We start from the raw sequence: 23,177 nt of genomic DNA, 5'->3' as shown, positions 1-23,177 counted from the left end.
GGCACCGGTGAACGACCGATACGACGCGGGACACGGCGGCGGCCAGGACGGCCCGTACGAAGTCGTCGGCTACGACGAGTACGGCCGGCCGGTCTACCGCCAGGCCCCGGCACCGCAGCAGACGTACGACCCCTACGCGCAACAGGGGCAGCAGGGTCAGCAGGGCTACGGCTACGACCCGTACGGCACCGGCGGCCGGCAGCAGCCCGCCGCCCCGTACGACCCCTACGGGAACGGCAACGGCTACGACACGGGCCGGCAGGACCCCGTTCCCCCGCAGAGCCCCTACGACCCGTACGACACGGGCCGGCAGGCTCCCGTCGCCCCGCAAACCCCCTACGACGCCCACGACCCCTACGCCGCCGCCGGCGGGCAGCCCCGGGTCGCCGAGCAGACCGCCCGCATCCCGCAGCAGGCGGGCCCGCGCGAGGAGCCGGAGGGCCCCGGCGCGGCGGAGCCGGAGTACCGCACCGAGCAGTTCGCCTTCGTCGAGGAGCCGGACGGCGACTCCGAGGACGTCATCGACTGGATGCAGTTCACGGAGAACCGCACCGAGCGCCGCGAGGAGGCCCGGCGCCGGGCACGCGCGCGTGCCGTCGCCCTGGTGGTCGTCCTCGCCCTCGTCGCCGCGGGCGGCGTCGGCTACCTCTGGTACGCCGGAAAGCTCCCCGGCCTGTCCTCGTCGGACTCGAAGACCGGCGGTACGACGGCGGCGGGCGCCCAGAAGCGCGACGTGATCGCCCTCCACCTGCACGACACGGACGGCGGCTCCACCTCCACGGCGCTGCTCGTGAACAACACCACCACCAAGACCGCCACCACCGTGCTGCTGCCCAACTCGCTGGCGCTGTCCGGCGACGACGGCTCCGTCACCACGCTGGCCAAGTCGGTCGACGACGACGGCCCCGACGCCACCCAGGACGCGCTGGACTCCGTGCTCGGCACCGACATCGAGGGCACCTGGCGGCTGGACACCCCCTACCTCCAGAACCTCGTCGACCTGGTCGGCAACATCGAGGTCGACGCGGACACCGACGTCCCCGACCCGGACGCCAAGGACGCCAAGGACGCCGCTGTTCTGGTCCACAAGGGCGAGGGGCAGACCCTCAGCGGCAAGATGGCCGTCGCCTACGCCACCTACCAGGCGTCCGGGGAGCCGCAGTCCGCCCAGCTGGAGCGGTTCGGGCAGGTCATGCACGGGGTGCTGCGCAAGCTGTCGTCCGACGCGCAGGCGGCGACGACCACCGTGCAGACGCTGGGGATGATCCTCGACCCGCCGCTGACCGACAAGGACCTCGGTTCGTTCCTCGCCTCGCTCGCCGACCTCGCCAAGGGCGGCGACCACAAGACGGCCCTGCTGCCCGTCCAGGACGACGGCACGCTCAGCGCCGAGGACAGCTCCGGAGTCGTCAAGGACGTGCTCGGCGGCACCGCCAAGAGCCCCGACGAGGGCGCGGCGGTCAGTGTCTCCGTGCAGAACGCCAGCGGCGACAAGGACAACACCGCCAAGGTCCGGGTCACCCTGGTCAACGGCGGCTTCACCTTCGTGGAGGGTGGCACCGCCTCCACCGCCCGGGCCACCTCGCAGGTGCGCTACGCGGACGCCGCCGACAAGGAGAACGCCACCGAGGTCGCCAAGACCCTCGGCCTGCCGACCAGCACGGTCGCCAAGGGCGAGGTGTCCGGCAACGCGCGGGTGTCGGTGATCCTCGGCCAGGACTACGAGCCCGCGTCGTGACCGGACGGTGAGCGCACGGGGCGCGGTCGGCGGTCGTGAGACCCTTGGTGTCAAACGACCGTCGACCGAAAGCCTGGTAGTGACCGCGACCGACCGCTCCCTGGAGCTCATCAACACCGCCGCCCAGGCGGCCGCCGACAAGCTGGCGCACGACGTCATCGCCTATGACGTCAGTGACGTGCTGTCCATCACGGACGCCTTCCTGCTGGCCTCCGCCCCCAACGACCGACAGGTCAAGTCGATCGTCGACGAGATCGAGGAACGCCTCAGCAAGGAGCTCGGCGCCAAGCCGGTGCGCCGCGAGGGTGACCGCGAGGCCCGCTGGGTCCTGCTCGACTACGTCGACATCGTCGTCCACGTCCAGCACAGCGAGGAGCGAGTCTTCTACGCCCTGGAGCGGCTGTGGAAGGACTGCCCCGAGCTGGAGCTGCCCGCCGACGCGAAGGCGACCCGCGGCAAGGCCGAGGAGCACGCCCGGACGCAGGCCGCCGAGCCGGGCCTCGACGGGGACCGGTGATGAGCGCCACCGGTGAGGTGACCGACCGGGGGGCCGGCCGGGGGCGCCGCGTCATCCTGTGGCGGCACGGCCAGACACTGTGGAACGTGGAGCGCCGCTTCCAGGGCACCACGGACGTCGAGCTGACCGGGACCGGCGTCGCCCAGGCCCGCCGGGCGGCCCGGCTGCTGGCCGGCCTCCAGCCCGACGCGATCGTCGCCTCGGACCTGCGGCGGGCCGCCGACACGGCCGCCGAGCTGGCCGCGCTGACCGGCCTGGAGGTCGCCCACGACGAGGGCCTGCGCGAGACGTACGCGGGTGTCTGGCAGGGGCTGACGCACGAGGAGATCATCGCCCGGCACGGCGCGGAGTACGCGGCGTGGAAGCGCGGCGAGCCGGTCCGGCGCGGCGGCGGCGAACTGGAGACCGAGGTCGCCGACCGCGCCGCCCCCGTGGTGCTGCGGTACGCCGACAAGCTGCCCGCGGACGGCACGCTCGTCGTGGTCAGCCACGGCGGCACGATCCGCACCACCATCGGCCGCCTCCTCGGCCTGGACGCGCACAGCTGGGAGGCCCTGGGCGGTCTGACCAACTGCTGCTGGTCCGTCCTCGGCGAGGGCGCGCGCGGCTGGCGGCTGCTCGAGCACAACGCCGGCAGTCTGCCGGAGCCGGTGCTCGGCGACGACGACTGAGCGGCGTCCCGGCCTGGATTTCACTTTCCGGCAGGTCGCAGGCTAAAGTTCTTCTTGTTCGCCCCGCCGAGCGGGAAGAACACCGGCCCGGGGCTATAGCTCAGTTGGTAGAGCGCCTGCATGGCATGCAGGAGGTCAGGAGTTCAATTCTCCTTAGCTCCACAGAAGGATCGCATCACAGGATCCCGGTGAATCCCGTCCCGCAAGGGGCGGGATTTTTCGTTGCTTCCTTGAGCGCCAGGAGCCCCTCGGACGTATAGCCCGGTGGAGATCCGCGCCGGTCACCGTGTCCGTACCGGTACTGAGGCGTCGCTGACCGTGTCGGTCCGGCCGTGGCAGAATCAAACGGCCCGGAGGGGGCGCGGCCCGACGGGAGGGAGGCTGGAGCTGATCCATGGGGGCACACAGGCGGAAGTGCGACTGGTGCGGCAGCGGCACCCCGATCGTCCGCGACATGGAACCGGTCAACCCGGAGTACCAGTACTGGTGCGAGGAGTGCGCGCGGGCGCTGATCATAAAAGGCGACCCCATCGAGACGTACCGCGAACTCGAGGGCGAGCCGATCTACGGGCGCCTGCTGGAGGAACACTGCACGCTCAAGCGGTTCTACTCCTTCGTGACCGCGTGACCGCGTGACCGCGTGCGACGGGCAAAAGGGGCATGCCGGGCGGAGCGGAAGCGATTTGGTGTTGGGCCCGGGTGACCGTGTAATGTTGGCGTCGCCGCCAGGGAAACCCGGCGGAGCGAAGCGGTAAAGCGCGGGGCTATAGCTCAGTTGGTAGAGCGCCTGCATGGCATGCAGGAGGTCAGGAGTTCAATTCTCCTTAGCTCCACAATCACAGGAACCCCCCGGATCGATGATCCGGGGGGTTTCTTCGTCAGTCAGTCAGCCGGCCGGCCGGCTCAGCGGCCCAGCGCGCGGCGGCCGCGGCCCTGCGAGAGCACCGGCAGGTTGGTCCGGGCGGGCGCCTGGGCGCGGGTGTCCTCCTCGATGCGCAGGGCGAGCGCCGGACAGCGGCGCACCGCGCGCAGCGCCTTGGCCTCCGCGTAGCGCGGCACCGCCGCCTGCGCCACGGTCGGAAAACCGTCCGCGCCGAGTTGGAAGACCTCCGGCAGGATGTCCGCGCACAGCCCGTGGCCGCGGCACAGCGTCCAGTCGACGTAGATCTTCTGGCGGCTGGGGCCGGTCTCCTCGGACGCGCCGCCGCCCGGGACGCCCGTCGGGGCCCGGCCCCCCTCGAAGAGCGGCAGGACGCCCGCCACGGGCCGTCCGCAGCCGTTGCCGAGGACATGGGCGGCCAGGTCGTCGGTGAACGCCTTGACGGTCGACTCCAGGAACATCGCCGAGCCGTCCGGGTGCGAACACGCGCCGCGCCGCTTGACGTTCTGCGCGACCTGCTTGACCGCCTCCAGGGCGGCCGGGCCGCCGCCGTTCAGGATGTCCTCCAGACCGCGCGCGGCGGCCGGCAGCCCCAGGTAGCAGGGACCGCACTGGCCGGCGCTCTCCTCCGCCAGCCACTGTGCCACCCTGAGCGACTCGCCCAGCGGGCACGTCTCCTGACCGATCGGCAGGATGGCGCCGGCGCCGAGCGAACCGCCCACCGCGTCCAGCGAGTTGCGGGAGACGATCGCCTCGTCGACGGTGGCCGAGTCGATCCACTTGCCGTGGTAGCCGCCGGTCAGCACCCCCTGGGGGACCGGCGGGGCGCCGGCCAACTGGAGGACGTAGCGCAGCGGTACGCCGGTGGGGACCTCGATCACCATGGGGCGGGCGACCGCCCCGGAGACGGTGAGCATCACGGTGCCCGGCTCGTCGTACAGGCCGGTGTTGCCGTAGCGCTCCGGGCCGATGCGGGCGGCGATGGCGAGCTGGGCGAAGGTCTCGGCGTTCGACAGGAGGGTCGGGGCGCCGCCCACGCCGCTCTTCGACGCGCTGATCTTGCGGCCGGGCGGGATCGCCGGGCCGCCGTCGATGGAGCGGATCAGCGAGGCGGCGGCGCCGGTGACCATCCGCACCGGATTGCGCTGCACGCGCGCGCGGAGGGCGGAGCGGCGGCCGTTGCTGAGGCCGCGTTCGGCGAGCGCGGCCTCCATGGAGCGCTGGGTGGACTCCCGGGTGACGCCGATGACCAGGGTGCGCGCGCCCATCGCCTCGGCGCACAGCAGCGCGCCGTCCAGGATCAGGTGCGGGGCCCGGTTGATCAGGACGGTGTCCTTGCGGCAGGCCGGTTCGTCCTCGCTGCCGTTGACGACGACGACCGGGCGGACGCCGCGCTTGATCGCCGCCTCGGCGACCGAGCGCAGCTTCTTGTGGAAGGGGAAACCGGCGCCGCCGCGGCCCCGGAGATTGATCGCCTCGGCGAGTTTGGCGAGCTGTTCACCACCAAGGGGTTCAAGCGGGCCGTGCACCTTCAGGTGCATGGGCAGATCCAAACGTTCGACAAGGTCGAAGCCCGACGTGAGCTGCGGAAGTCCGACGACGCGGACTTCGGGGACGTCGGGCAGGGCCTCGTTCACTAGATGCCTCCGGAAGGCGTGTTCCAGGGTTCACCCGGCCCCGGTGCGTCGAAGTCGTAGGACGCGCCGGGGGCCGGTTCGGGGGCGGGACCGCTCGTGTACGTGTCATCCGGGTAGTACGGGCCGGGCACGGTGTTCGTCTCACCGGTGTCGTACACGTCACTCGACCGGTAGCCGTAGGGGTCCGGATTGCCATAGGCCGGGATGGTGTGTCCGGTGTCGGTCAGCGGGTCGTACGCCGACGGCGGGGCCTCGCCGACCGGCGGCGGGGACGGGACCGGCCAGCCGCCCGGGGGCATCGCACCGGCGGGCGCCGCGGCCGGCCGGATGTCCGGCGGCAGGTCCATGGGGGCGGTGCGGTCGGGCGCGGCGGGCTGCGGCCGGCCGTGCTGGGGGGTGGAGACGGCGCGGTAGGCGGCGGCGAACCCGTTCACGGGCTCCCGGGCGGCGGCGGACGCGGGCGCGTAGGGCGCGGAGGTGGTTGTGTACGGCGCGGTGGCTTCGTACGGCGCGGTGGCTTCGTACGGTGCGGCGGCGGGGGCATACGGCGCGGCGGCGGCCTCGTACGACTGCGGGTGGGCGGCCGTGCGCTGCCGGGGGACGCCCGCCGTCTCGTACCCCGGCAGGGTGGCGTTGGACGCCGCGCGGGCGCCGTCCTTGGCCGGTTCCTCGCGCTCCGCCCGGCGGCCGCCCTGGTCGAGGAGGGTCGCGACGCGGTCGGCGATCCGGCGCTTGACCGGGCCCGGGGCGGCGCGCAGCGCGAGGGCCGCCATGACGCCGGCCAGGGACAGGCCGTACAGGACCATGAAGACCGGCTTGGCGGCGCGGCCCGCGTACAGGCCGTGCAGCAGGGCAGCGCTCCAGGCCGGGTAGGCCAGCATGTGCATGGCCCGCCAGCGGGCGGCGACCGGGGCGGGGGAGGCGAAGCGGTTGCGCAGGGCGCCGGTGACGCCCACGAAGATCATGAGCAGTCCGGCCAGGGTGCCCAGGCCGATGAGGAAGGCCCGGCCGCCGAACTGCTCGTCGTCGGTGAGGAGCAGGCCGAACGGGATCACCGCGGCGACCCAGGTGGTGTGCGCCAGCGCCAGCTTGACCCCGACGTGCACCAGCAGGAAGACGATCGAGGCGACGGCGGTGCCGCGGTGCACCGCCTGGGCCAGGATGCGCTGGCGGGCCACGAGCAGGATCCGGTCCTGGGCGACCAGACCCCAGATCACCGAGCAACTGAGGCAGACCAGCGCCAGGACGCCGGCGCCGAAATCGAGGAACTCCGCGAACGAGTCGTCCGCCGTGGCGGCGAGGGATGGGTTCATGGGGGCACTCCGAGCGGTTCGGGGAAGCGGTCCCGGTGCCGCACTCTAAGTGGCGCCATACCTGTGAGTACCAGGTTTGAGTTATTGCGTCGTTACCAAATGGCTGTGCGCTCGTTGTGATGCCCCTTAGTGACTGTTACGCGAAGTAAACCTCGGCCGGTGTCCGGGCCCGGCAGCCCGTCGCGGCCCGATCGGGGACTGCGGTACCCTGACGCCATGCGTGCCGTACGCCTTCTGCTTAGCGAGCCGCGCTGATCAGTACCGACCGCCGGTGCTCCGGAGAGGTCGGAATCGGCGCGGCGTCCCCTCCTGTGCGAGGGGCTTTTTCATTTCTGTCCTGAATGAGAACCGCAGCCGTGGGCGAAGACGATCGATGGAGCTTTGAGGATCATGAGCGAGACGAACCCCGCCGTCACCGCCGAGGTGGTGGCGCCGCACCGCTACACGGCTGCCCTGGCGGCCGAGATCGAGGCACGCTGGCAGGACTTCTGGGACGCCGAGGGCACCTACGCCGCCCCCAACCCGACGGGTGACCTGGCGGGCGACCCGGCCGTGGTCGACCGGCCCAAGAAGTTCATCATGGACATGTTCCCGTACCCGTCCGGCGCGGGCCTGCACGTCGGCCACCCGCTGGGGTACATCGCCACCGACGTCTTCGCCCGCTTCCAGCGGATGACCGGTCACAACGTCCTGCACACCCTGGGCTTCGACGCCTTCGGCCTGCCCGCCGAGCAGTACGCGGTGCAGACCGGCACGCACCCGCGCGTGTCCACCGAGGCCAACATGGAGAACATGCGGGTCCAGCTGCGTCGGCTGGGCCTGGGCCACGACAAGCGCCGGTCGTTCGCCACGATCGACCCGGACTACTACAAGTGGACCCAGTGGATCTTCCTGCAGATCTTCAACTCCTGGTACGACGAGGAGGCGGGCCGGGCCCGGCCGATCGACGAACTGGTCGCCGCCTTCGAGTCCGGCGCGCGCGAGGTGCCCGGGGGGCGCGCCTGGAGCGAACTGACCGCCGCCGAGCGCGCCGACGTCCTGGGTGAGTACCGGCTGGCCTACGCCTCCGACGCGCCGGTCAACTGGTGCCCCGGCCTGGGCACGGTGCTGGCCAACGAGGAGGTCACCGCCGACGGCCGCTCCGAGCGCGGCAACTTCCCGGTCTTCAAGTCCAAGCTGCGTCAGTGGAACATGCGCATCACCGCCTACGCGGACCGGCTGCTGGACGACCTGGAGGAGCTGGACTGGCCCGAGGCCATCAAGCTGCAACAGCGCAACTGGATCGGCCGCTCCGAGGGCGCCCGCGTCGACTTCCCCGTCGACGGCGAGCACATCACCGTCTTCACCACCCGCCAGGACACCCTGTTCGGCGCCACCTACATGGTGCTGGCGCCGGAACACCCCCTGGTGGAGAAGGTCACGCCGGCCGCCTGGCCCGAGGGCACCCACGAGGTGTGGACCGGCGGTCACGCCACCCCGGCCGATGCGGTCGCCGCCTACCGCGCGCAGGCCGCCGCCAAGTCCGACGTGGAGCGCCAGGCCGAGGCCAAGGACAAGACCGGTGTCTTCACCGGCGCGTACGCCACCAACCCGGTCAACGGCGAGCAGATCCCCGTCTTCATCGCCGACTACGTCCTGATGGGCTACGGCACCGGCGCGATCATGGCCGTCCCCGCGCACGACACCCGTGACTTCGCCTTCGCGCGCGCCTTCGAGCTGCCGATGCGCTGTGTCGTCGAGCCCTCCGACGGCCGCTCCACCGACACCACGACGTGGGACGACGCCTTCGCCTCGTACGACGCCAAGATCGTGAACTCGGCCGGTGCGGACGTCTCCCTGGACGGCCTGGGCGTGGTGGACGCCAAGGCGCGGATCACCGAGTGGCTGACCGAGCAGGGCATCGGCGAGGGCACCGTCAACTTCCGGCTGCGCGACTGGCTGTTCAGCCGCCAGCGCTACTGGGGCGAGCCCTTCCCGATCGTCTACGACGAGGACGGCATCGCCCACCCGCTGCCCGAGTCGATGCTGCCGCTGGAGCTGCCCGAGGTCGAGGACTACTCCCCGCGCACCTTCGACCCGGACGACGCCGACACCCGGCCGGAGACGCCGCTGTCCCGCAACGAGGACTGGGTGAACGTCACCCTGGACCTGGGCGACGGCCGCGGCCCGCGCAGGTACCGGCGCGAGACCAACACCATGCCCAACTGGGCCGGTTCCTGCTGGTACGAGCTGCGCTACCTGGACCCGCACAACTCCGAGCAGCTGGTCGACCCGGAGATCGAGCGGTACTGGATGGGCCCGCGCGAGGGCCAGCCGCACGGCGGCGTCGACCTGTACGTCGGCGGCGCCGAGCACGCCGTGCTGCACCTGCTGTACGCGCGCTTCTGGTCCAAGGTGCTGTTCGACCTGGGGCACATCTCCTCGGCCGAGCCGTTCCACAAGCTGTTCAACCAGGGCATGATCCAGGCGTACGTCTACCGGGACGCGCGCGGCATCGCCGTACCGGCCGCCGAGGTGGAGGAGCGCGACGGCGCCTACTTCTACCAGGGCGAGAAGGTGTCGCGACTGCTGGGCAAGATGGGCAAGTCGCTGAAGAACGCGGTCACGCCCGACGAGATCTGCGCCGAGTACGGTGCCGACACCCTGCGCCTGTACGAGATGGCGATGGGCCCGCTGGACGTGTCCCGGCCGTGGGACACCCGCGCGGTGGTCGGCCAGTTCCGGCTGCTGCAGCGGCTGTGGCGCAACGTCGTGGACGAGGCGAGCGGCGAGGTGACGGTCCTCGACGCGGAGCCGGACGTGGACACGCTGCGGGCGCTGCACAAGGCGATCGACGGGGTGCGCGGCGACCTGGCGGGCATGCGCTTCAACACCGCCATCGCCAAGGTCACCGAGCTGAACAACCACCTGACCAAGGTGGGCGGCCCGGTGGCGCGGCCGGTCGCCGAGGCCCTGGTGCTGATGATCGCGCCGCTGGCCCCGCACGTCGCCGAGGAACTGTGGCGCAAGCTGGGGCACTCGGACTCGGTGGTGCACCAGGACTTCCCGGTGGCCGATCCGGCGTACGTGGTCGACGAGACGGTGACCTGCGTCGTCCAGGTCAAGGGCAAGGTCAAGGCGCGGCTGGAGGTCGCCCCGGACATCTCCGAGGCGGACCTGGAGAAGGTGGCGCTGGCCGACGAGAAGGTGGTGGCGGCACTCGGTGGCGCCGGGATCCGCAAGGTCGTCGTGCGGGCGCCCAAGCTGGTCAACATCGTGCCGGCGTGAGCGACGCCGGGTGACGGACAGGGGACAGGGGCCGGCATAGGGGTGGTCCCCTACGGGCAGGTTCGGGGTTTTTCTGGAACTCCGGGCCTGCCCGTGGCGTTTACCGTTGAAGAGTGGCGCGGTGCGAGCCGTGCCGCGTCCGCGGGGCCCGAGGAGGAGATCTTGGAAGCAGTGATCGCAGTCGTCGCCCTGCTCTTCGTGCTCATGATCGTCCTTGGTGCCTACGCCACGGTGAAGGCGGTCGGCGCCGCCAAGCGCGGCGTGGACCGCGGCATCACCCAGGCGCGGCGCACGGTGGAGGAGCACACGCTGCGCGCCAAGTCCCTGGTCCAGCCGGGTTCCGCCGGTGAGGTCGCCCGGCTGCGGCTGTCGCTGCGCACGTCCATGCGGGCCACGCAGGACGCGCTGCACGCGGGCGTGGCCGAGGACGAGTCCCTCAAGGAGTCCCTGGGCCTGTTCGAGCGGCTCAGCGCGCACGGCCACGAGCTCGACGGCGAGCTGCGCCGACTGGAGACCGAGCCCGACCGGGCCACCCTCGCCCAGCGCCTCCCCGGACTGCGCGAGCGCACCGAGCGCGTCACACGGGCGGCCGACTCGCTGCGCTGGGCGGCCCGTGACCGGGCCCGCCGGTTCGCCGACGACGACCTGGACTCGCTGAGCGCGCAGATCGACGTCGAGGCGGGGGCCCTGCGGCACTGGACCCGGACGGAGCCCGCGTCGCCGCCGCCTCCGTGGCCCGAGGCGGGTGCCGCTGCCGCCGACAACGACGCCGACGCTGCCGGCGCGCGGCGAACCGGGCGGCCGGCCTCCGCCGGGGAACCGACGCGACCGGCGCGGCCGGCGCTCGACCCGACCGGGCCGCGTCCGGCGTATCCCTGGCAGAAGAAGCCGCGGCCGGAGAGCACGACTTGATCGTGCGGACGCGAATGAACGGGGGCCCGGATGCGGAGGCGGGTGCGGAGGCGGGTGCGGTGCCGGTGACCGGGGCCGGACTGCCGGATGGGCGCTACGGCAGGTAACCTCCAGCTCATGTCCCGCCATGTCGCGATCGTCACCGATTCAACGGCCTACCTGCCGCCCCGGACGATGCAGCGTCACGGCATCACCGCGGTGCCCCTGACCGTGGTCCTGGGCGACCGCGCGCTGGAAGAGGGCACCGAGATCTCGACCCGCTCACTGGCCCAGGCGTTGCAGAAGCGACGGCCGGTCACGACCTCCCGCCCCAGTCCGGAGACGTTCGCCGAGACCTACCGCGCGGCGGCCGGCTCCGGCGCCACCGGCATCGTCTCGCTGCACCTGTCCGCCGAGCTCTCGGGCACCTACGACGCGGCGGTGGTCGCGGCACGCGAGGCGCCGGTCCCGGTACGGGTCGTGGACACCGGCATGATCGCGATGGCGCTGGGCTTCTGCGCGGTCGCCGCGGCCGAGGCGGCGGAGAGCGGCGGCACGGTGGACGAGGCCGTCACGGCGGCGGAGAAACGGGCGGCGGGCACCTCCGCCTACTTCTACGTCGACACCCTCGACTATCTGCGCCGCGGCGGCCGGATCGGGGCCGCGCAGGCGCTGTTCGGGTCGGCACTGGCGGTGAAGCCGCTGCTGCGGCTGGACGGCGGCCGGATCGAGCCGTTGGAGAAGGTGCGCACGGCCTCCAGGGCCATCGCCCGCCTGGAGGAGATCGCCGCCGACCGGGCGGGCGGCGCCGAGGTCGACATCGCCGTCCACCATCTCGCCGCCCACGACCGTGCCGCGGCCCTGGCGGACCGGCTGCGGCTCCGGGTGCCGGCCCTGGCCGACCTGCATGTCAGTGAGGTGGGGGCGGTGATCGGGGCGCATACGGGGCCCGGGCTGCTGGGGGTTGTCGTCTCGTCGCGGTGAGGTGGGCGTGAGGCGTGTTTGAGGTGTGCGTGAGGTCTGTCCGAGGTCATCTGAGGTCTGTCTGATGCCTGCCTGGGGGCATGTCACTCGTGTGGGTGACGGAGATATCCACAAGCGGGGCGGTGGTCCACAGAAACCGACCATGATCAGCGCGAGTGTGCCGGATCGTCCGATCCTCTTCGCATGGCACTTCGATCGCATTCTCGCGCAATGGCCCCGACCAGCGGTCCGGGCCGCCGCCCCGCCTCCGACGGCCGCTTCCGCCACCGACGACCGGCGCGGGTCGACGGCCGGGTACGGCACCCGGGCCGGGTACGGCACCAGGTCCGCCGGGCCCCGGCGGAGGAACTCCGGGAGCGGGCGGAGGCGCTGTTCGGCGAACGGGGCGGCGTGCCGCGGCGGGAGTCGGGAAAGGCACCGCCCGGGCGGCCGGAGGCGGGGCCTCCAGCGGACGACCTCGGGGCGGTCGGGGCGGAGGGCGACGTGGACTCCCGGGGTGGTGCGGGCGGTGCGGGCGTTCGGGCTGATGCAGATGTCGGGACCGCCCGTGGCGTGGGTTCCCGGTGGGAGCGTGCTCGGCTGGCGTTGCGGGAGCGGATGCCGCTGTGGCTCCAGACCAGGTGCGGGCTGGAGCGGCGCGGTGCGCTGGCGCTGACCGTGGTGCTCGTCGCCGCCGCGGGCCTGGCGGCACAGCACTTCTGGGCCGGCCGGACCCAGCCGGTACGCGCACCCGACGTGGTGCGGGCGGCGGCGACGCCGTACGGCGGGGACAGCGAACCCGCGGGAGCGGCCGGGGCCACCGGCACGCCGTCGGGGGCGGATACGGCGGCGACCGGTGCGCCGGGCGCCACCCCGGGCGCCGAGATCGTGGTGGACGTCAGCGGCGAGGTCCGCGAACCCGGTGTCCACCGTCTGCCGCCGGGTTCACGGGTGGCGGACGCCCTGCGCGCGGCCGGTGGCGTACGCCCCGGCACTGACACCGACGCGCTCAATCGAGCGAGGTTCCTGGTGGACGGCGAACAGGTCGTCGTGGGCCCACCGCCCAAGGGCGCCGGGGTGGGGGCGAACCCGGTCGGCGGGACCGGGACCGGGACCGGGACGGGGAGCGGGACCGGGATCGGTAGTGGGCCGGCCGGCGGAGTACCGGGAGCGGCGCCTGCCGCCCCTCTCTCCCTCAACACGGCCACCGTCGACCAACTCGACACGCTGCCCGGGGTCGGCCCCGTCCTCGCCGGGCACATCGTCGAGTACCGGACCCGGAACGGCGGTTTCCGCTCCGTGGACGAACTGCGCGAGGTCAACGGCATCGGCGAACGCCGCTTCGCCGACCTGCGCGATCTCGTACGGCCATGACGGGCCCGACCGGGCCGGTCCACGCGGCGGACGACCGGCAGGGCGGAAACCCGGCTCGCGCGGCGGACGACCGGCAAGGCGCGAACCCGACTCGCGCGGCGGACGCCGGGAACTACACCCGCCCGTCGGCCGAGTCGGCCCCGCCGCCCAGCACGGCGGCCCGGGCGGCCGTGCACGCCGCCTCCGGGAAGCGGCTCGGCGCCGCCCGACCCCGGCAGGAGGAACCGGCGGACCTGCGCCTGGTGCCGCCCGCGCTCGGGGCCTGGGCCGCGGCGGCGCTGTTCCTGGACCTGTCCACCGGGTGGACCGTCTGCGCGGTGGCCGGCTGTGCCGTCGTCGCCGGGATCCTGCTGCTGACGCGCCGCGAAGCCGGGGGAGGACACGGCCCCGCGGTCGCCGCGCTGCTGCTCTGCGTCGCCGCGTCCGCCGCCTCGGCCGGACTGCACGGCGCCGACCCGCGCCGGGGCCCGGTACCGGAACTGGCCCGGCGGTACGCCACCGTGACCGCCGACGTGGAGCTGACCTCGGCCCCGCGCCTGACCCGCCCCCGCGTCCAGGGCGACCACGCGGCGCCGCCCGCCGTGCTGGTCGACGCCGACGTCCGCCGCGTGCGGCGGGCGGACGGGACGGCGGTGGCGACCCGGACACCGGTACGGATGATCGTCGACGTGGCCGGGGGGCCGCCGGCCCGAGCTCCCGGTGGGCCGGGGACGGCCGGCGACCGGGCCCGGGCCTCGCCCTGGCTCGGGCTGCTGCCCACCACGCGGGTGCGGGTCACGGCCCGGTCGGCGCCCGCGGCGATGGGCGGCGACCGCATCGCCGCCCTGTGGCGGGTACGGGGCGGGGCGGCGCCGGACGTGGTGGCCGGACCGTCGGGCCCGCAGCGGGTCGCGGGACGGCTGCGCGCCGGACTGCGGGCCGCCACCGACGATCTCCCGGCGGACGCCCGGGCGTTGCTGCCGGGACTGGTCGTCGGCGACACCTCAAGGATCACCCCGGACCTGGACGAGGCGTTCAAGGAGACCGATCTCGCGCACACTTTGGCTGTCAGCGGCGCCAACTTCACCATCCTGCTCGCCCTGCTGCTGGGCCCGCCCGGCCTGGCGCAGCGCAGTGAACGCCGGGGCCTGGCACCCCGCATCGGCGTCCCGCTGCGGACCACCGCGCTGCTCGGCGCGGCGCTGGCCCTCGGTTTCACCGTCGTGTGCGGACCGGACCCGAGCGTGCTGCGGGCCGCGGCCTGCGGGGGCGTCACGCTGCTCGCCCTGGCCACCGGCCGCCGCAGATCCCTGCTCCCGGCGCTCGCCACGGCGGTACTGCTGCTGGTGCTGTACGACCCGTGGCTGGCCCGGAGTTACGGCTTCCTGCTCTCGGTGCTGGCCACCGGCGCGCTGCTCACGCTGGCGCCTCGCTGGAGCACCGCTCTGCGCGGCCGAGGGGTGCCGCCCCGGCTCGCCGAGGCGCTGGCCGCCGCTGCCGCCGCCCAGGCGGTGTGCGCGCCCGTTGTCACGGTGCTGTCGGCGCGGGTGAGCCTGGTGGCGGTGCCGTGCAATCTGCTGGCGGAGTTCGCCGTCGCGCCGGCCACTGTCCTGGGCTTCGGCGCGCTGATGACCGCTCCGCTGGCACTGCCGGTGGCCGAGGCGCTGGCGTGGTGCGCGGGCTGGCCGGCCGGCTGGCTCGCCGGGGTGGCCCGGACCGGGGCGGCGCTGCCCGGCGCGGGGGTGGACTGGCCCGGGAGCTGGACCGGGGCGGCGCTGCTCGCGCTGGTCACGGGCGGTGCGCTGCTTGTGGGACGCCGGCTGATACGGCATCCCTGGTGGTGCGGTGTCTGTGTGCTGGCGCTGGCGGTCGCGGTGCTGCGGCCCGCGCCGCTGACCCGGGTGGTCACGGGCTGGCCGCCGCCGGACTGGCGGCTGGTGATGTGCGACGTCGGGCAGGGTGACGCGATGGTGCTCGCGGCGGGCGCGGGCACGGGCGTGGTGGTGGACGCCGGGCCCGATCCGGTCCTCGTCGACCGCTGTCTGCGCTCGCTCGGCATCACCAAGGTCCCGCTCGTCGTGCTGACCCACTTCCACGCCGACCACGTGGCGGGTCTGCCCGGTGTGCTGCGGGGCCGGTCGGTGGGTGCCATCGAGACGACCGGCTTCGAGGAACCGGTGGATCAGGTGGACTTCGTCCGTGGACAGGCGGCGGCCCGCAGCGTCCCGGTGCGGCACGCGGTCGCCGGGGAGCGGCGCCGGACCGGGGCGTTGTCCTGGGAGGTGGTGTGGCCGCCACCGCCCGCGGCGAGTCAGCGCCTCGGCGTGGAGGGGCCGAACGACGCCAGCGTGACTCTGCTGGTCAGGACGGCCGGCCTGCGGCTGCTCCTGCTCGGGGACCTGGAACCGCCCGCCCAGCGGGCGCTGGCCCGGTCACCGGCGGCCGCCGCGCTGGCGGAGGTGGACGTGCTCAAGGTGGCCCATCACGGCTCGGCCCACCAGGACCCCGGGCTGCTGCGCCGGGCCGCTCCGCGAGTGGCGTTGGTCTCCTGCGGTGCGGACAACACGTACGGCCACCCCGCCCCCGGCACGCTCGCGGGCCTGCGCGCCCAGGGCGCCGCGGTGCTGCGGACGGACCGGGACGGCGCGCTCGCGGTCACGGGCACGGGGGAGGAGGGCCTGCGGGTGACGGGGAGTTGAGGGACGGTTGGCCGGGCGACCCGGCTGTGCGGCAGCTGTGCGAAACCCGTACTGGAGCCGTTAATTCGGGCCACAACGGGGCCACTCGTGTGCAGTGCCTGCACATGCGCCGCATTGATGTGATGTGGCTCCGTGTTGCCTGGAAAGCCTCAACGGTGATCGAATGCATCTTCGGTAAGGGATGGTTCGCGTCGGGCAGAGGGTGTCGTAGATGATCGGCCGCTTGTTGGGAAGCCGCGCGAAGCGGGTTCGACGGACGGGACCCCTGGCGGCGGTGCAGATGCCACCGAGTGCCGGAGTGCTGAGCTGCAGGGTGCTGGACCCGGTCAACGAACCTGTGGCGCACGCCGAGTTGACGGTGAGCGACAGCGCGGGGCGCAAGATCGTCAGTGGCGGCACGGATCCCTGGGGGTCGTTCGTCACGGCGGTGCCGGCGGGGGAGTACCGGCTCGCGGTGTCCGCCGAGGGCTTCACCCCGTACCGGGCCTCCGCGACGGTGGTCGAGGACTCGCTGGCCTCGCTCGGTGATGTGACCTTGCAGGTCGCGGCGCCACCGGAGCTGCCGAAGGCGGGGGACTGGGAGATCGAGCCGGCGCATTCCTCGATCGGTTTCACCGCGCGGCACATCGGACTGGCCCGTATCCACGGACGGTTCAACTCCTTCGCGGGGGCGGTGCGGATCGCCGACGAGATGGAGCAGTCGGCGATGCACGTGGTGATTGACGCGGCGTCCATTGACACCAACGTGCGGATGCGCGACGACCATCTGCGGTCGGCCGACTTCCTGGACGTGCAGCGGTATCCGACGCTGGAGTTCTACAGCGACCGGTTCGCGCACCGGGGCGGGAACCGGTGGGCGGTCACCGGTGGACTGTCGCTGCACGGTGTGACCCGGACGGTCACCCTGGACGCCGAGTACCTCGGGCTGGGCAACGGCATGGAGGGCGAGACGCGGGCGGCCTGCCGGGCCAGCACGGAACTGCACCGCGACGACTTCACGGTGAGCTGGCAGACGATGCTGGCCCGCGGCATCGCCGTGGTCGGACCGAGCATCGTCATCGACCTCGACATACAGATCGTCCCCAAGGGCTGACCCTGCGGCCCGGCGGTCGGGGTGGCCGGGCGGCCCGGCGGCCGGACAGCCGGCCGGTGTCGGACAATGTCCGGCGTGAGTGACGTGAGACATGTGCTGGTGCTGCCCGACCGGGACGCGGCCGAGGAGGCGGCGGAGGCGCTCGGGGAGCGGTTCGGCATCACCGAGGAACCGCGGCTCGTCCGGGACGCGCTGGCCGGGGAGGACGACGCCGAGGACGCCCAGTGGCTCGTCGTCCTGCGGGACGAGCAGCGCCGGCTGGACGCCGGGGAGCTGGACGAGTTCGCCGCTCAGTGGGACGGCTGGCGGGAGGAGCCGTAGCCGTCCGGTACGGACGGTCGCGGCGGACGCGTTGTCAGTGCCGCGTGCGATGCTTGTCGCGATGGCCAGGAAGACTGCGAACGACGACCCTCTCGCCCCCGTGACGCTTGCCGTGGGCCAGGAGGACCTGCTGCTCGACCGTGCCGTGCGGGAGGTGGTGGCCGCCGCGAAGGCCGCCGACGCCGACACGGACGTACGCGATCTCGCTTCGGACCAGTTGCAGCCCGGCACGCTCGCCGAGCTGACCAGTCCGTCGCTCTTCGCCGAGCGCAAGGTCGTGGTCGTCCGCAACGCGCAGGACCTGTCCGCCGACACGGTCAAGGACGTCAAGGGCTATCTCGGCGCGCCGGTGGAGGAGATCACCCTGGTCCTGCTGCACGCGGGCGGGGCCAAGGGCAAGGGGTTGCTGGACGCGGCGCGCAAGGCCGGGGCGCGGGAGGTGGCGTGCCCGAAGATGACGAAGCCGGCGGACCGGCTGGCCTTCGTGCGCGGTGAGTTCCGTACCACCGGGCGGTCGGCGACGCCCGAGGCGTGCCAGGCGCTGGTGGACGCGATCGGGAGCGATCTGCGGGAGCTGGCGTCGGCGGTGTCCCAGCTGGTCGCGGACGTCGAGGGGACCATCGACGAGGCGGTCGTCGGGCGCTATTACACCGGGCGGGCCGAGGCGTCCAGCTTCACGGTCGCGGACCGGGCGGTGGAGGGACGGACCGCGGAGGCGCTGGAGGCGCTGCGGTGGTCGCTGGCCACGGGGGTGGCGCCGGTGCTGATCACCAGTGCGCTGGCGCAAGGGGTGCGGGCGATCGGGAAGCTGTCCTCGGCGCGGGGCGGGCGCCCGGCGGACCTCGCCCGGGAGCTGGGCATGCCGCCGTGGAAGATCGACCGGGTGCGGCAGCAGATGCGCGGGTGGACGCCGGACGGAGTGGCGGTGGCGCTGCGGGCGGTGGCCGACGCGGACGCGGGGGTCAAGGGCGGGGGGGACGACGCCGGATACGCGTTGGAGAAGGCGGTCGTGGTGATCGCGCGGGCGGCGCGGTCGCGGGGGCGGTAGGTTCCGCCGGGGCGAGTTTTCGGCGCAGGGCGCCGCCCCCCGACAGAGCCCCGCAGACACACCAAAACCCCGCCCGACTGGAAACCAGAACGGGCGGGGCCTCGGGTCACGCTTCAGGGTGAGCCCACACCCGCGTGGCGAACGCAGGCCGCGTGTGGGCTCGGGGTGCCGGGCGGGAGCGGATGAGAGAGGGCCCGCTCTGGGTCCTTCCGGCGGTCAGACCAGATATCAGACCAGATAAAGGGTTCAGCCCTTGACGGCGGCGACCTTCTGCGCCAGCGCCGACTTCTTGTTGGCGGCCTGGTTCTTGTGGATGACGCCCTTGGAGACGGCCTTGTCGAGCTGACGCGCGGCGACGCGCTGGTACTCGGTGGCCTTCTCGACGTCACCCGCGGCAGCGGCCTCGCGGGCCTTGCGGATCGCGGTCTTCAGGGAGGACTTGACGGCCTTGTTGCGCAGCCGGGCCTTCTCGTTGGTCTTGATCCGCTTGATCTGGGACTTGATGTTCGCCACGAATGAGCCTCTACAGGTTCAGGTACGGGGCCCGAAGGTCCCGTGCCGGTGATTTTCCAGAAGTCGTGTCTCGCGCTGAGAGGGCAAGAGACACAGCTCCCCACACTACCAGCGGCCCGGCCACGTCCCCAAACCCGCCCCCGACCCCTCCCAGACCGCCCCGCGGTCCCCGCCCGTGGGACGATGGAAGCTACGTATCGATCCGACCCGAGACCGCAGACACTGCGGACGCCTCAAGAATCAGGACCCTGCGTGCCCGCGATCCCCAGCCATGTGCCCGAGCCGAGCCGTACCGACCCGGCGCTGATCCGCAACTTCTGCATCATCGCGCACATCGACCACGGCAAGTCCACGCTCGCCGACCGGATGCTCCAGCTGACCGGTGTGGTCGAGCAGCGGCAGATGCGCGCCCAGTACCTCGACCGCATGGACATCGAGCGCGAGCGCGGCATCACGATCAAGTCTCAGGCGGTGCGTCTGCCGTGGGCTCCCACCCACGACAAGAACGACACGCACATCCTCAACATGATCGACACCCCGGGGCACGTCGACTTCACCTACGAGGTGTCCAGGTCGCTCGCCGCCTGCGAGGGGACGATCCTGCTGGTCGACGCCGCCCAGGGCATCGAGGCCCAGACCCTCGCCAACCTCTACCTGGCGATGGAGAACGACCTCACGATCATCCCCGTACTGAACAAGATCGACCTGCCGGCCGCGCAGCCCGAGAAGTTCGCCGAGGAGCTGGCCAACCTGGTCGGCTGCGACCCCGCCGACGTGCTGAAGGTCTCCGCGAAGACCGGGCTCGGGGTCGAGGCGCTGCTCGACAAGGTGGTCGCCGAGATCCCCGCCCCGGTCGGCGTCGCCGACGCCCCCGCCCGCGCGATGATCTTCGACTCGGTCTACGACTCCTACCGGGGCGTCGTGACGTACGTCCGGGTCATCGACGGCCGGCTCAGCAAGCGTGAGCGGATCCGGATGATGTCCACGAACGCCACCCACGAGCTGCTGGAGATCGGCACCAACTCGCCCGAGATGCTCGGCGCCGACGGCCTCGGCGTCGGCGAGGTGGGCTATCTCATCACCGGCGTGAAGGACGTCCGCCAGTCCAAGGTCGGTGACACCGTCACCAGCCAGCACAAGGGCGCCACGGACGCGCTCGGCGGGTACAAGGACCCGAAGCCGATGGTGTTCTCCGGGCTGTATCCGCTGGACGGGTCGGACTACCCGGAGCTGCGCGAGGCGCTGGACAAGCTCCAGCTCAACGACGCCGCCCTGGTCTACGAGCCGGAGACGTCCGCCGCCCTCGGCTTCGGCTTCCGCGTCGGTTTCCTCGGCCTGCTGCACCTGGACGTGATCCGGGAGCGGCTGGAGCGCGAGTTCGGCCTCGACCTGATCGCGACCGCGCCGAACGTGGTCTACCGGGTGGTCATGGAGGACGGCACCGAGCACACCGTCACCAACCCGAGCGAGTTCCCCGAGGGGAAGATCAACGAGGTCTACGAGCCGGTCGTGCGGGCCACGATCCTCGCGCCGACCGAGTTCATCGGCTCGATCATGGAGCTGTGCCAGACCCGGCGCGGCACCCTGCTCGGCATGGACTACCTCTCCGAGGACCGCGTCGAGATCCGCTACACCCTGCCCCTCGCGGAGATCGTCTTCGACTTCTTCGACCAGCTGAAGTCCAAGACCCGCGGCTACGCCTCGCTGGACTACGAGCCCACCGGTGAGCAGACGTCCTCCCTGGTCAAGGTCGACATCCTGCTGCACGGCGACAAGGTGGACGCCTTCTCGGCGGTCACTCACAAGGACGCGGCGTACGCGTACGGCGTGCGGCTCGTCGCCAAGCTGCGCGAGCTGATCCCGCGGCAGGCCTTCGAGGTGCCGATCCAGGCGGCCATCGGCTCCCGGGTCATCGCCCGCGAGACCATCCGCGCCATCCGCAAGGACGTCCTCGCCAAGTGCTACGGCGGTGACATCTCCCGCAAGCGGAAGCTGCTGGAGAAGCAGAAGGAAGGCAAGAAGCGGATGAAGATGGTGGGTTCCGTGGAGGTTCCCCAGGAGGCCTTCATCGCCGTCCTCTCCAGCGATGACAGCGCGGGATCGGGCAAGGGCAAGAAGTAACCGCGGAAACGGACACAAGGGGCCCGTCGCACGAAAGTGCGACGGGCCTTTGTGTATGTGTGTGACCGTTGTCTGAAGGAAATGACAGGGTGCGGGCCCTTACATACCAGCCGGTCGGGCCTTACTCTGATCCCTGCTCGATAGTTACTCGCGAGTTAACAACGGCTCGCGAGCGAGAAGCAGCCGTGAAGCCAGCCGCAGAGAGCCAGCCGCACCGTCGCGGGCCCGGAGGATGTCGTGAGCGACACACAGACACTGATCGAGAACCGTCCGCCGTCCGTGGCGGGGCTCTTCCTGGAGCGCGTGGCGGCCACGCCGGACGCCGAGGCCTACCGCTACCCCGTACCGCCCGCCTCGGGCGTGGGACCGGACGACTGGAAGTCGCTGACCTGGGCCCAGGCCGCCGAGCGGGTGCACGCCATCGCGGCCGGTCTGATCGAGCTGGGGGTGGAGCCGGAGCAGCGGGTGGCGCTGGCGTCGGCCACCCGGCTGGAGTGGATCCTCGTCGACCTCGGCATCATGTGCGCCGGGGCGGCGACCACCACCGTCTATCCGCAGACCAACGCCGACGAATCGGCGTACATCCTGGCCGACTCCGAGAGCCGGGTGCTGATCGCGGAGGACGCCGCCCAGCTCGCCAAGGCGCGGGAGAAGCACGGCGAGCTGCCCGACCTGACCCACGCCGTGGTGATCGACCCGGCCGGCGCGGACACCGCCGAGGACTGGATCCTCACCCTGGACGAGCTGGAGCGCCGGGGCGCGGCCCGGCTGGAGAAGGACCCGGACCTGATCACGAAGCGGGTCGGCGCGCTCACCAAGGACCAGCTCGCCACCCTGATCTACACCTCCGGCACCACCGGCCGCCCCAAGGGTGTGCGGCTGCCGCACGACTGCTGGTCGTACATGGCCAAGGCGACCACCGCGACCGGGCTGATCAGCGGCGAGGACGTGCAGTACCTGTGGCTGCCGCTCGCCCACGTCTTCGGCAAGGTGCTCACCTCCGGGCAGATCGAGGCCGGGCACGTGACCGCCGTCGACGGCCGGGTCGACAAGATCATCGAGAATCTGCCGGTGGTGCGGCCGACGTACATGGCGGCCGTGCCGCGCATCTTCGAGAAGGTCTACAACGGGGTCGCGGCCAAGGCGAAGGCCGGCGGCGCCGCCAAGTACAAGATCTTCCAGTGGGCCGCCGAGGTCGCCCGCGAGTACGCCAAGGTCACCCAGGACAACTTCCGCCGCACCGGCACCGCGAGCGCCCCCTTCGGCCTCAGCGCCAAGCACAAGGTGGCCGACGGTCTCGTCTACGCCAAGATCCGCGAGGCGTTCGGCGGCAACCTGCGTGCCTGCGTCTCCGGCAGCGCCGCCCTCGCGCCCGACATCGGCTACTTCTTCTCCGGCGCCGGCGTGCACATTCTGGAGGGCTACGGCCTCACCGAGTCCTCCGCCGCCTCCTTCGTCAACCCCGGCGAGGCGTACCGCACCGGCACGGTCGGCAAGCCGCTGCCCGGCACCGAGGTGCGGATCGCGGACGACGGGGAGATCCTGCTGCGCGGCCCCGGCATCATGCAGGGCTACCACAAGCTGCCCGAGAAGACCGCCGAGGTCCTTGAGCCGGACGGCTGGTTCCACACCGGCGACATCGGTGAGCTCTCGCCCGACGGCTATCTGCGGATCACCGACCGCAAGAAGGACCTGATCAAGACCTCCGGCGGCAAGTACATCGCGCCCGCCGAGGTCGAGGGCCAGTTCAAGGCGGTGTGCCCGTACGTCTCCAACATCCTCGTGCACGGCGCCGACCGGAACTTCTGCACCGCCCTGATCGCCCTCGACGAGCCCGCGCTCATGGAGTGGGCGAAGGAGAACGGGCTGGCGGGCAAGGCGTACGCGGAGGTCGTCGCGGCCCCGGCGACGGTCGCCATGGTCGAGGGCTACGTGGATCAGCTCAACCAGGGTCTCCAGCGCTGGCAGACCATCAAGAAGTTCCGGCTGCTGCCGCGCGACCTCGACATCGAGCACGGGGAGATCACCCCGAGCCTGAAGCTGAAGCGGCCGGTGGTGGAGCGGGAGTACAAGAACCTGATCGAGGAGATGTACGCGGGGACTCGCGAGGCCTGAGACGGGACGCGCGAGGCCTGGGACGGGACCCGCGAGG

At 72.2% G+C, this 23,177-nt stretch carries 17 protein-coding genes and 2 tRNA genes; 16 read left to right on the top strand and 3 right to left on the bottom strand.

All coding sequences use genetic code 11. The features are described 5' to 3' along the window. Nucleotides 1-7: 7 nt before the first annotated feature. The 6 genes from ACTT8P_RS07440 (at nt 8) to ACTT8P_RS07415 (ending at nt 3,759) form a co-directional block, all read left to right on the top strand. Nucleotides 8-1,738, top strand: coding sequence for a LytR C-terminal domain-containing protein (locus ACTT8P_RS07440; protein WP_442830733.1), 1,731 nt, complete (start codon nt 8-10; stop codon nt 1,736-1,738). Nucleotides 1,739-1,817: 79 nt separating this feature from the next. Continuing rightward, nucleotides 1,818-2,255: a ribosome silencing factor gene (rsfS, locus tag ACTT8P_RS07435; protein WP_442830732.1), complete on the top strand. Its 438-nt coding sequence runs from the start codon at nt 1,818-1,820 to the stop codon at nt 2,253-2,255. Next, entirely contained in the window at nt 2,255-2,926 is a 672-nt protein-coding gene (locus ACTT8P_RS07430; RefSeq protein WP_442830731.1) for a histidine phosphatase family protein, read from the top strand. Before rsfS ends, ACTT8P_RS07430 begins: the two co-directional genes overlap by 1 nt. Before the next feature lie 89 nt (nt 2,927-3,015). After that, nucleotides 3,016-3,088, top strand: a tRNA-Ala gene (locus ACTT8P_RS07425). 232 nt (nt 3,089-3,320) lie between these two features. Continuing rightward, nucleotides 3,321-3,554, top strand: a complete 234-nt coding sequence (locus ACTT8P_RS07420; protein WP_053750770.1) for a hypothetical protein — start codon at nt 3,321-3,323, stop codon at nt 3,552-3,554. 132 nt (nt 3,555-3,686) lie between these two features. After that, nucleotides 3,687-3,759: transfer RNA gene (locus ACTT8P_RS07415), tRNA-Ala, on the top strand. A 70-nt stretch (nt 3,760-3,829) separates the two neighbouring features. Here ACTT8P_RS07415 and ACTT8P_RS07410 read toward each other — a convergent pair. Continuing rightward, entirely contained in the window at nt 3,830-5,443 is a 1,614-nt protein-coding gene (locus ACTT8P_RS07410; protein WP_442830730.1) for an NADH-ubiquinone oxidoreductase-F iron-sulfur binding region domain-containing protein, read from the bottom strand. After that, nucleotides 5,443-6,756, bottom strand: a complete 1,314-nt coding sequence (locus ACTT8P_RS07405) for a cytochrome b/b6 domain-containing protein (protein ID WP_442830729.1) — start codon at nt 6,754-6,756, stop codon at nt 5,443-5,445. The genes ACTT8P_RS07410 and ACTT8P_RS07405 overlap by 1 nt, the downstream gene beginning before the upstream one ends. A 390-nt stretch (nt 6,757-7,146) precedes the next feature. On the opposite strand from ACTT8P_RS07405, the gene leuS reads away from it, so the two are divergent. From leuS to holA, 8 genes are all read left to right on the top strand, one after another. Next, complete coding sequence (gene leuS, locus ACTT8P_RS07400; protein WP_442830728.1) at nt 7,147-10,023, top strand: leucine--tRNA ligase; 2,877 nt, start codon at nt 7,147-7,149, stop codon at nt 10,021-10,023. Nucleotides 10,024-10,185: 162 nt separating this feature from the next. Next, entirely contained in the window at nt 10,186-10,935 is a 750-nt protein-coding gene (locus tag ACTT8P_RS07395; protein WP_442830727.1) for a hypothetical protein, read from the top strand. A gap of 117 nt (nt 10,936-11,052) precedes the next feature. Continuing rightward, nucleotides 11,053-11,898 carry a DegV family protein gene (locus ACTT8P_RS07390; protein WP_442830726.1) on the top strand — a complete coding sequence of 282 codons (846 nt, stop codon included), beginning with the start codon at nt 11,053-11,055 and terminating at the stop codon, nt 11,896-11,898. A gap of 183 nt (nt 11,899-12,081) precedes the next feature. Then, on the top strand, nt 12,082-13,251 hold the full coding sequence (locus tag ACTT8P_RS07385) for a helix-hairpin-helix domain-containing protein (RefSeq protein ID WP_442830725.1): 1,170 nt from the start codon (nt 12,082-12,084) through the stop codon (nt 13,249-13,251). Further along, on the top strand, nt 13,248-15,929 hold the full coding sequence (locus ACTT8P_RS07380; protein WP_442830724.1) for a ComEC/Rec2 family competence protein: 2,682 nt from the start codon (nt 13,248-13,250) through the stop codon (nt 15,927-15,929). The genes ACTT8P_RS07385 and ACTT8P_RS07380 overlap by 4 nt, the downstream gene beginning before the upstream one ends. A gap of 211 nt (nt 15,930-16,140) precedes the next feature. Beyond that, nucleotides 16,141-17,022 (top strand): YceI family protein, encoded by an 882-nt coding sequence (locus tag ACTT8P_RS07375; protein ID WP_442830723.1) that lies wholly within the window; start codon nt 16,141-16,143, stop codon nt 17,020-17,022. Nucleotides 17,023-17,097: 75 nt separating this feature from the next. Then, complete coding sequence (locus ACTT8P_RS07370; RefSeq protein WP_442830722.1) at nt 17,098-17,343, top strand: hypothetical protein; 246 nt, start codon at nt 17,098-17,100, stop codon at nt 17,341-17,343. A 61-nt stretch (nt 17,344-17,404) separates the two neighbouring features. Next, a complete protein-coding gene (gene holA, locus ACTT8P_RS07365) occupies nt 17,405-18,391 on the top strand; it encodes a DNA polymerase III subunit delta (protein WP_442830721.1) in 987 nt (328 codons plus the stop codon). 246 nt (nt 18,392-18,637) lie between these two features. On the opposite strand, the gene rpsT is transcribed toward holA, so the two are convergent. Next, nucleotides 18,638-18,904, bottom strand: a complete 267-nt coding sequence (gene rpsT, locus ACTT8P_RS07360) for a 30S ribosomal protein S20 (RefSeq protein WP_332887458.1) — start codon at nt 18,902-18,904, stop codon at nt 18,638-18,640. Between the two features lie 252 nt (nt 18,905-19,156). Here rpsT and lepA point away from each other — a divergent pair, with 252 nt between their 5' ends. Continuing rightward, nucleotides 19,157-21,025, top strand: a complete 1,869-nt coding sequence (gene lepA / locus ACTT8P_RS07355; protein WP_442830720.1) for a translation elongation factor 4 — start codon at nt 19,157-19,159, stop codon at nt 21,023-21,025. A gap of 237 nt (nt 21,026-21,262) precedes the next feature. Then, nucleotides 21,263-23,140 (top strand): AMP-dependent synthetase/ligase, encoded by a 1,878-nt coding sequence (locus ACTT8P_RS07350; protein ID WP_442830719.1) that lies wholly within the window; start codon nt 21,263-21,265, stop codon nt 23,138-23,140. Nucleotides 23,141-23,177: the final 37 nt, after the last annotated feature.

The organism is Streptomyces sp. JW3 (assembly GCF_052216785.1).
Classification (GTDB): Bacteria; Actinomycetota; Actinomycetes; order Streptomycetales; family Streptomycetaceae; genus Streptomyces.
This window is presented reverse-complemented; position numbering and strand designations above follow the sequence as displayed.

Coding starts and splice junctions, on each gene's coding strand:
- ACTT8P_RS07430 (WP_442830731.1), top strand. CDS start 2,255: ATGAGCGCCACCGGTGAGGTGACCGACCGGGGGGCCGGCCGGGGGCGC.
- ACTT8P_RS07420 (WP_053750770.1), top strand. CDS start 3,321: ATGGGGGCACACAGGCGGAAGTGCGACTGGTGCGGCAGCGGCACCCCG.
- ACTT8P_RS07405 (WP_442830729.1), bottom strand. CDS start 6,756: ATGAACCCATCCCTCGCCGCCACGGCGGACGACTCGTTCGCGGAGTTC.
- leuS (WP_442830728.1), top strand. CDS start 7,147: ATGAGCGAGACGAACCCCGCCGTCACCGCCGAGGTGGTGGCGCCGCAC.
- ACTT8P_RS07390 (WP_442830726.1), top strand. CDS start 11,053: ATGTCCCGCCATGTCGCGATCGTCACCGATTCAACGGCCTACCTGCCG.
- ACTT8P_RS07385 (WP_442830725.1), top strand. CDS start 12,082: ATGGCACTTCGATCGCATTCTCGCGCAATGGCCCCGACCAGCGGTCCG.
- ACTT8P_RS07380 (WP_442830724.1), top strand. CDS start 13,248: ATGACGGGCCCGACCGGGCCGGTCCACGCGGCGGACGACCGGCAGGGC.
- ACTT8P_RS07375 (WP_442830723.1), top strand. CDS start 16,141: ATGATCGGCCGCTTGTTGGGAAGCCGCGCGAAGCGGGTTCGACGGACG.
- holA (WP_442830721.1), top strand. CDS start 17,405: ATGGCCAGGAAGACTGCGAACGACGACCCTCTCGCCCCCGTGACGCTT.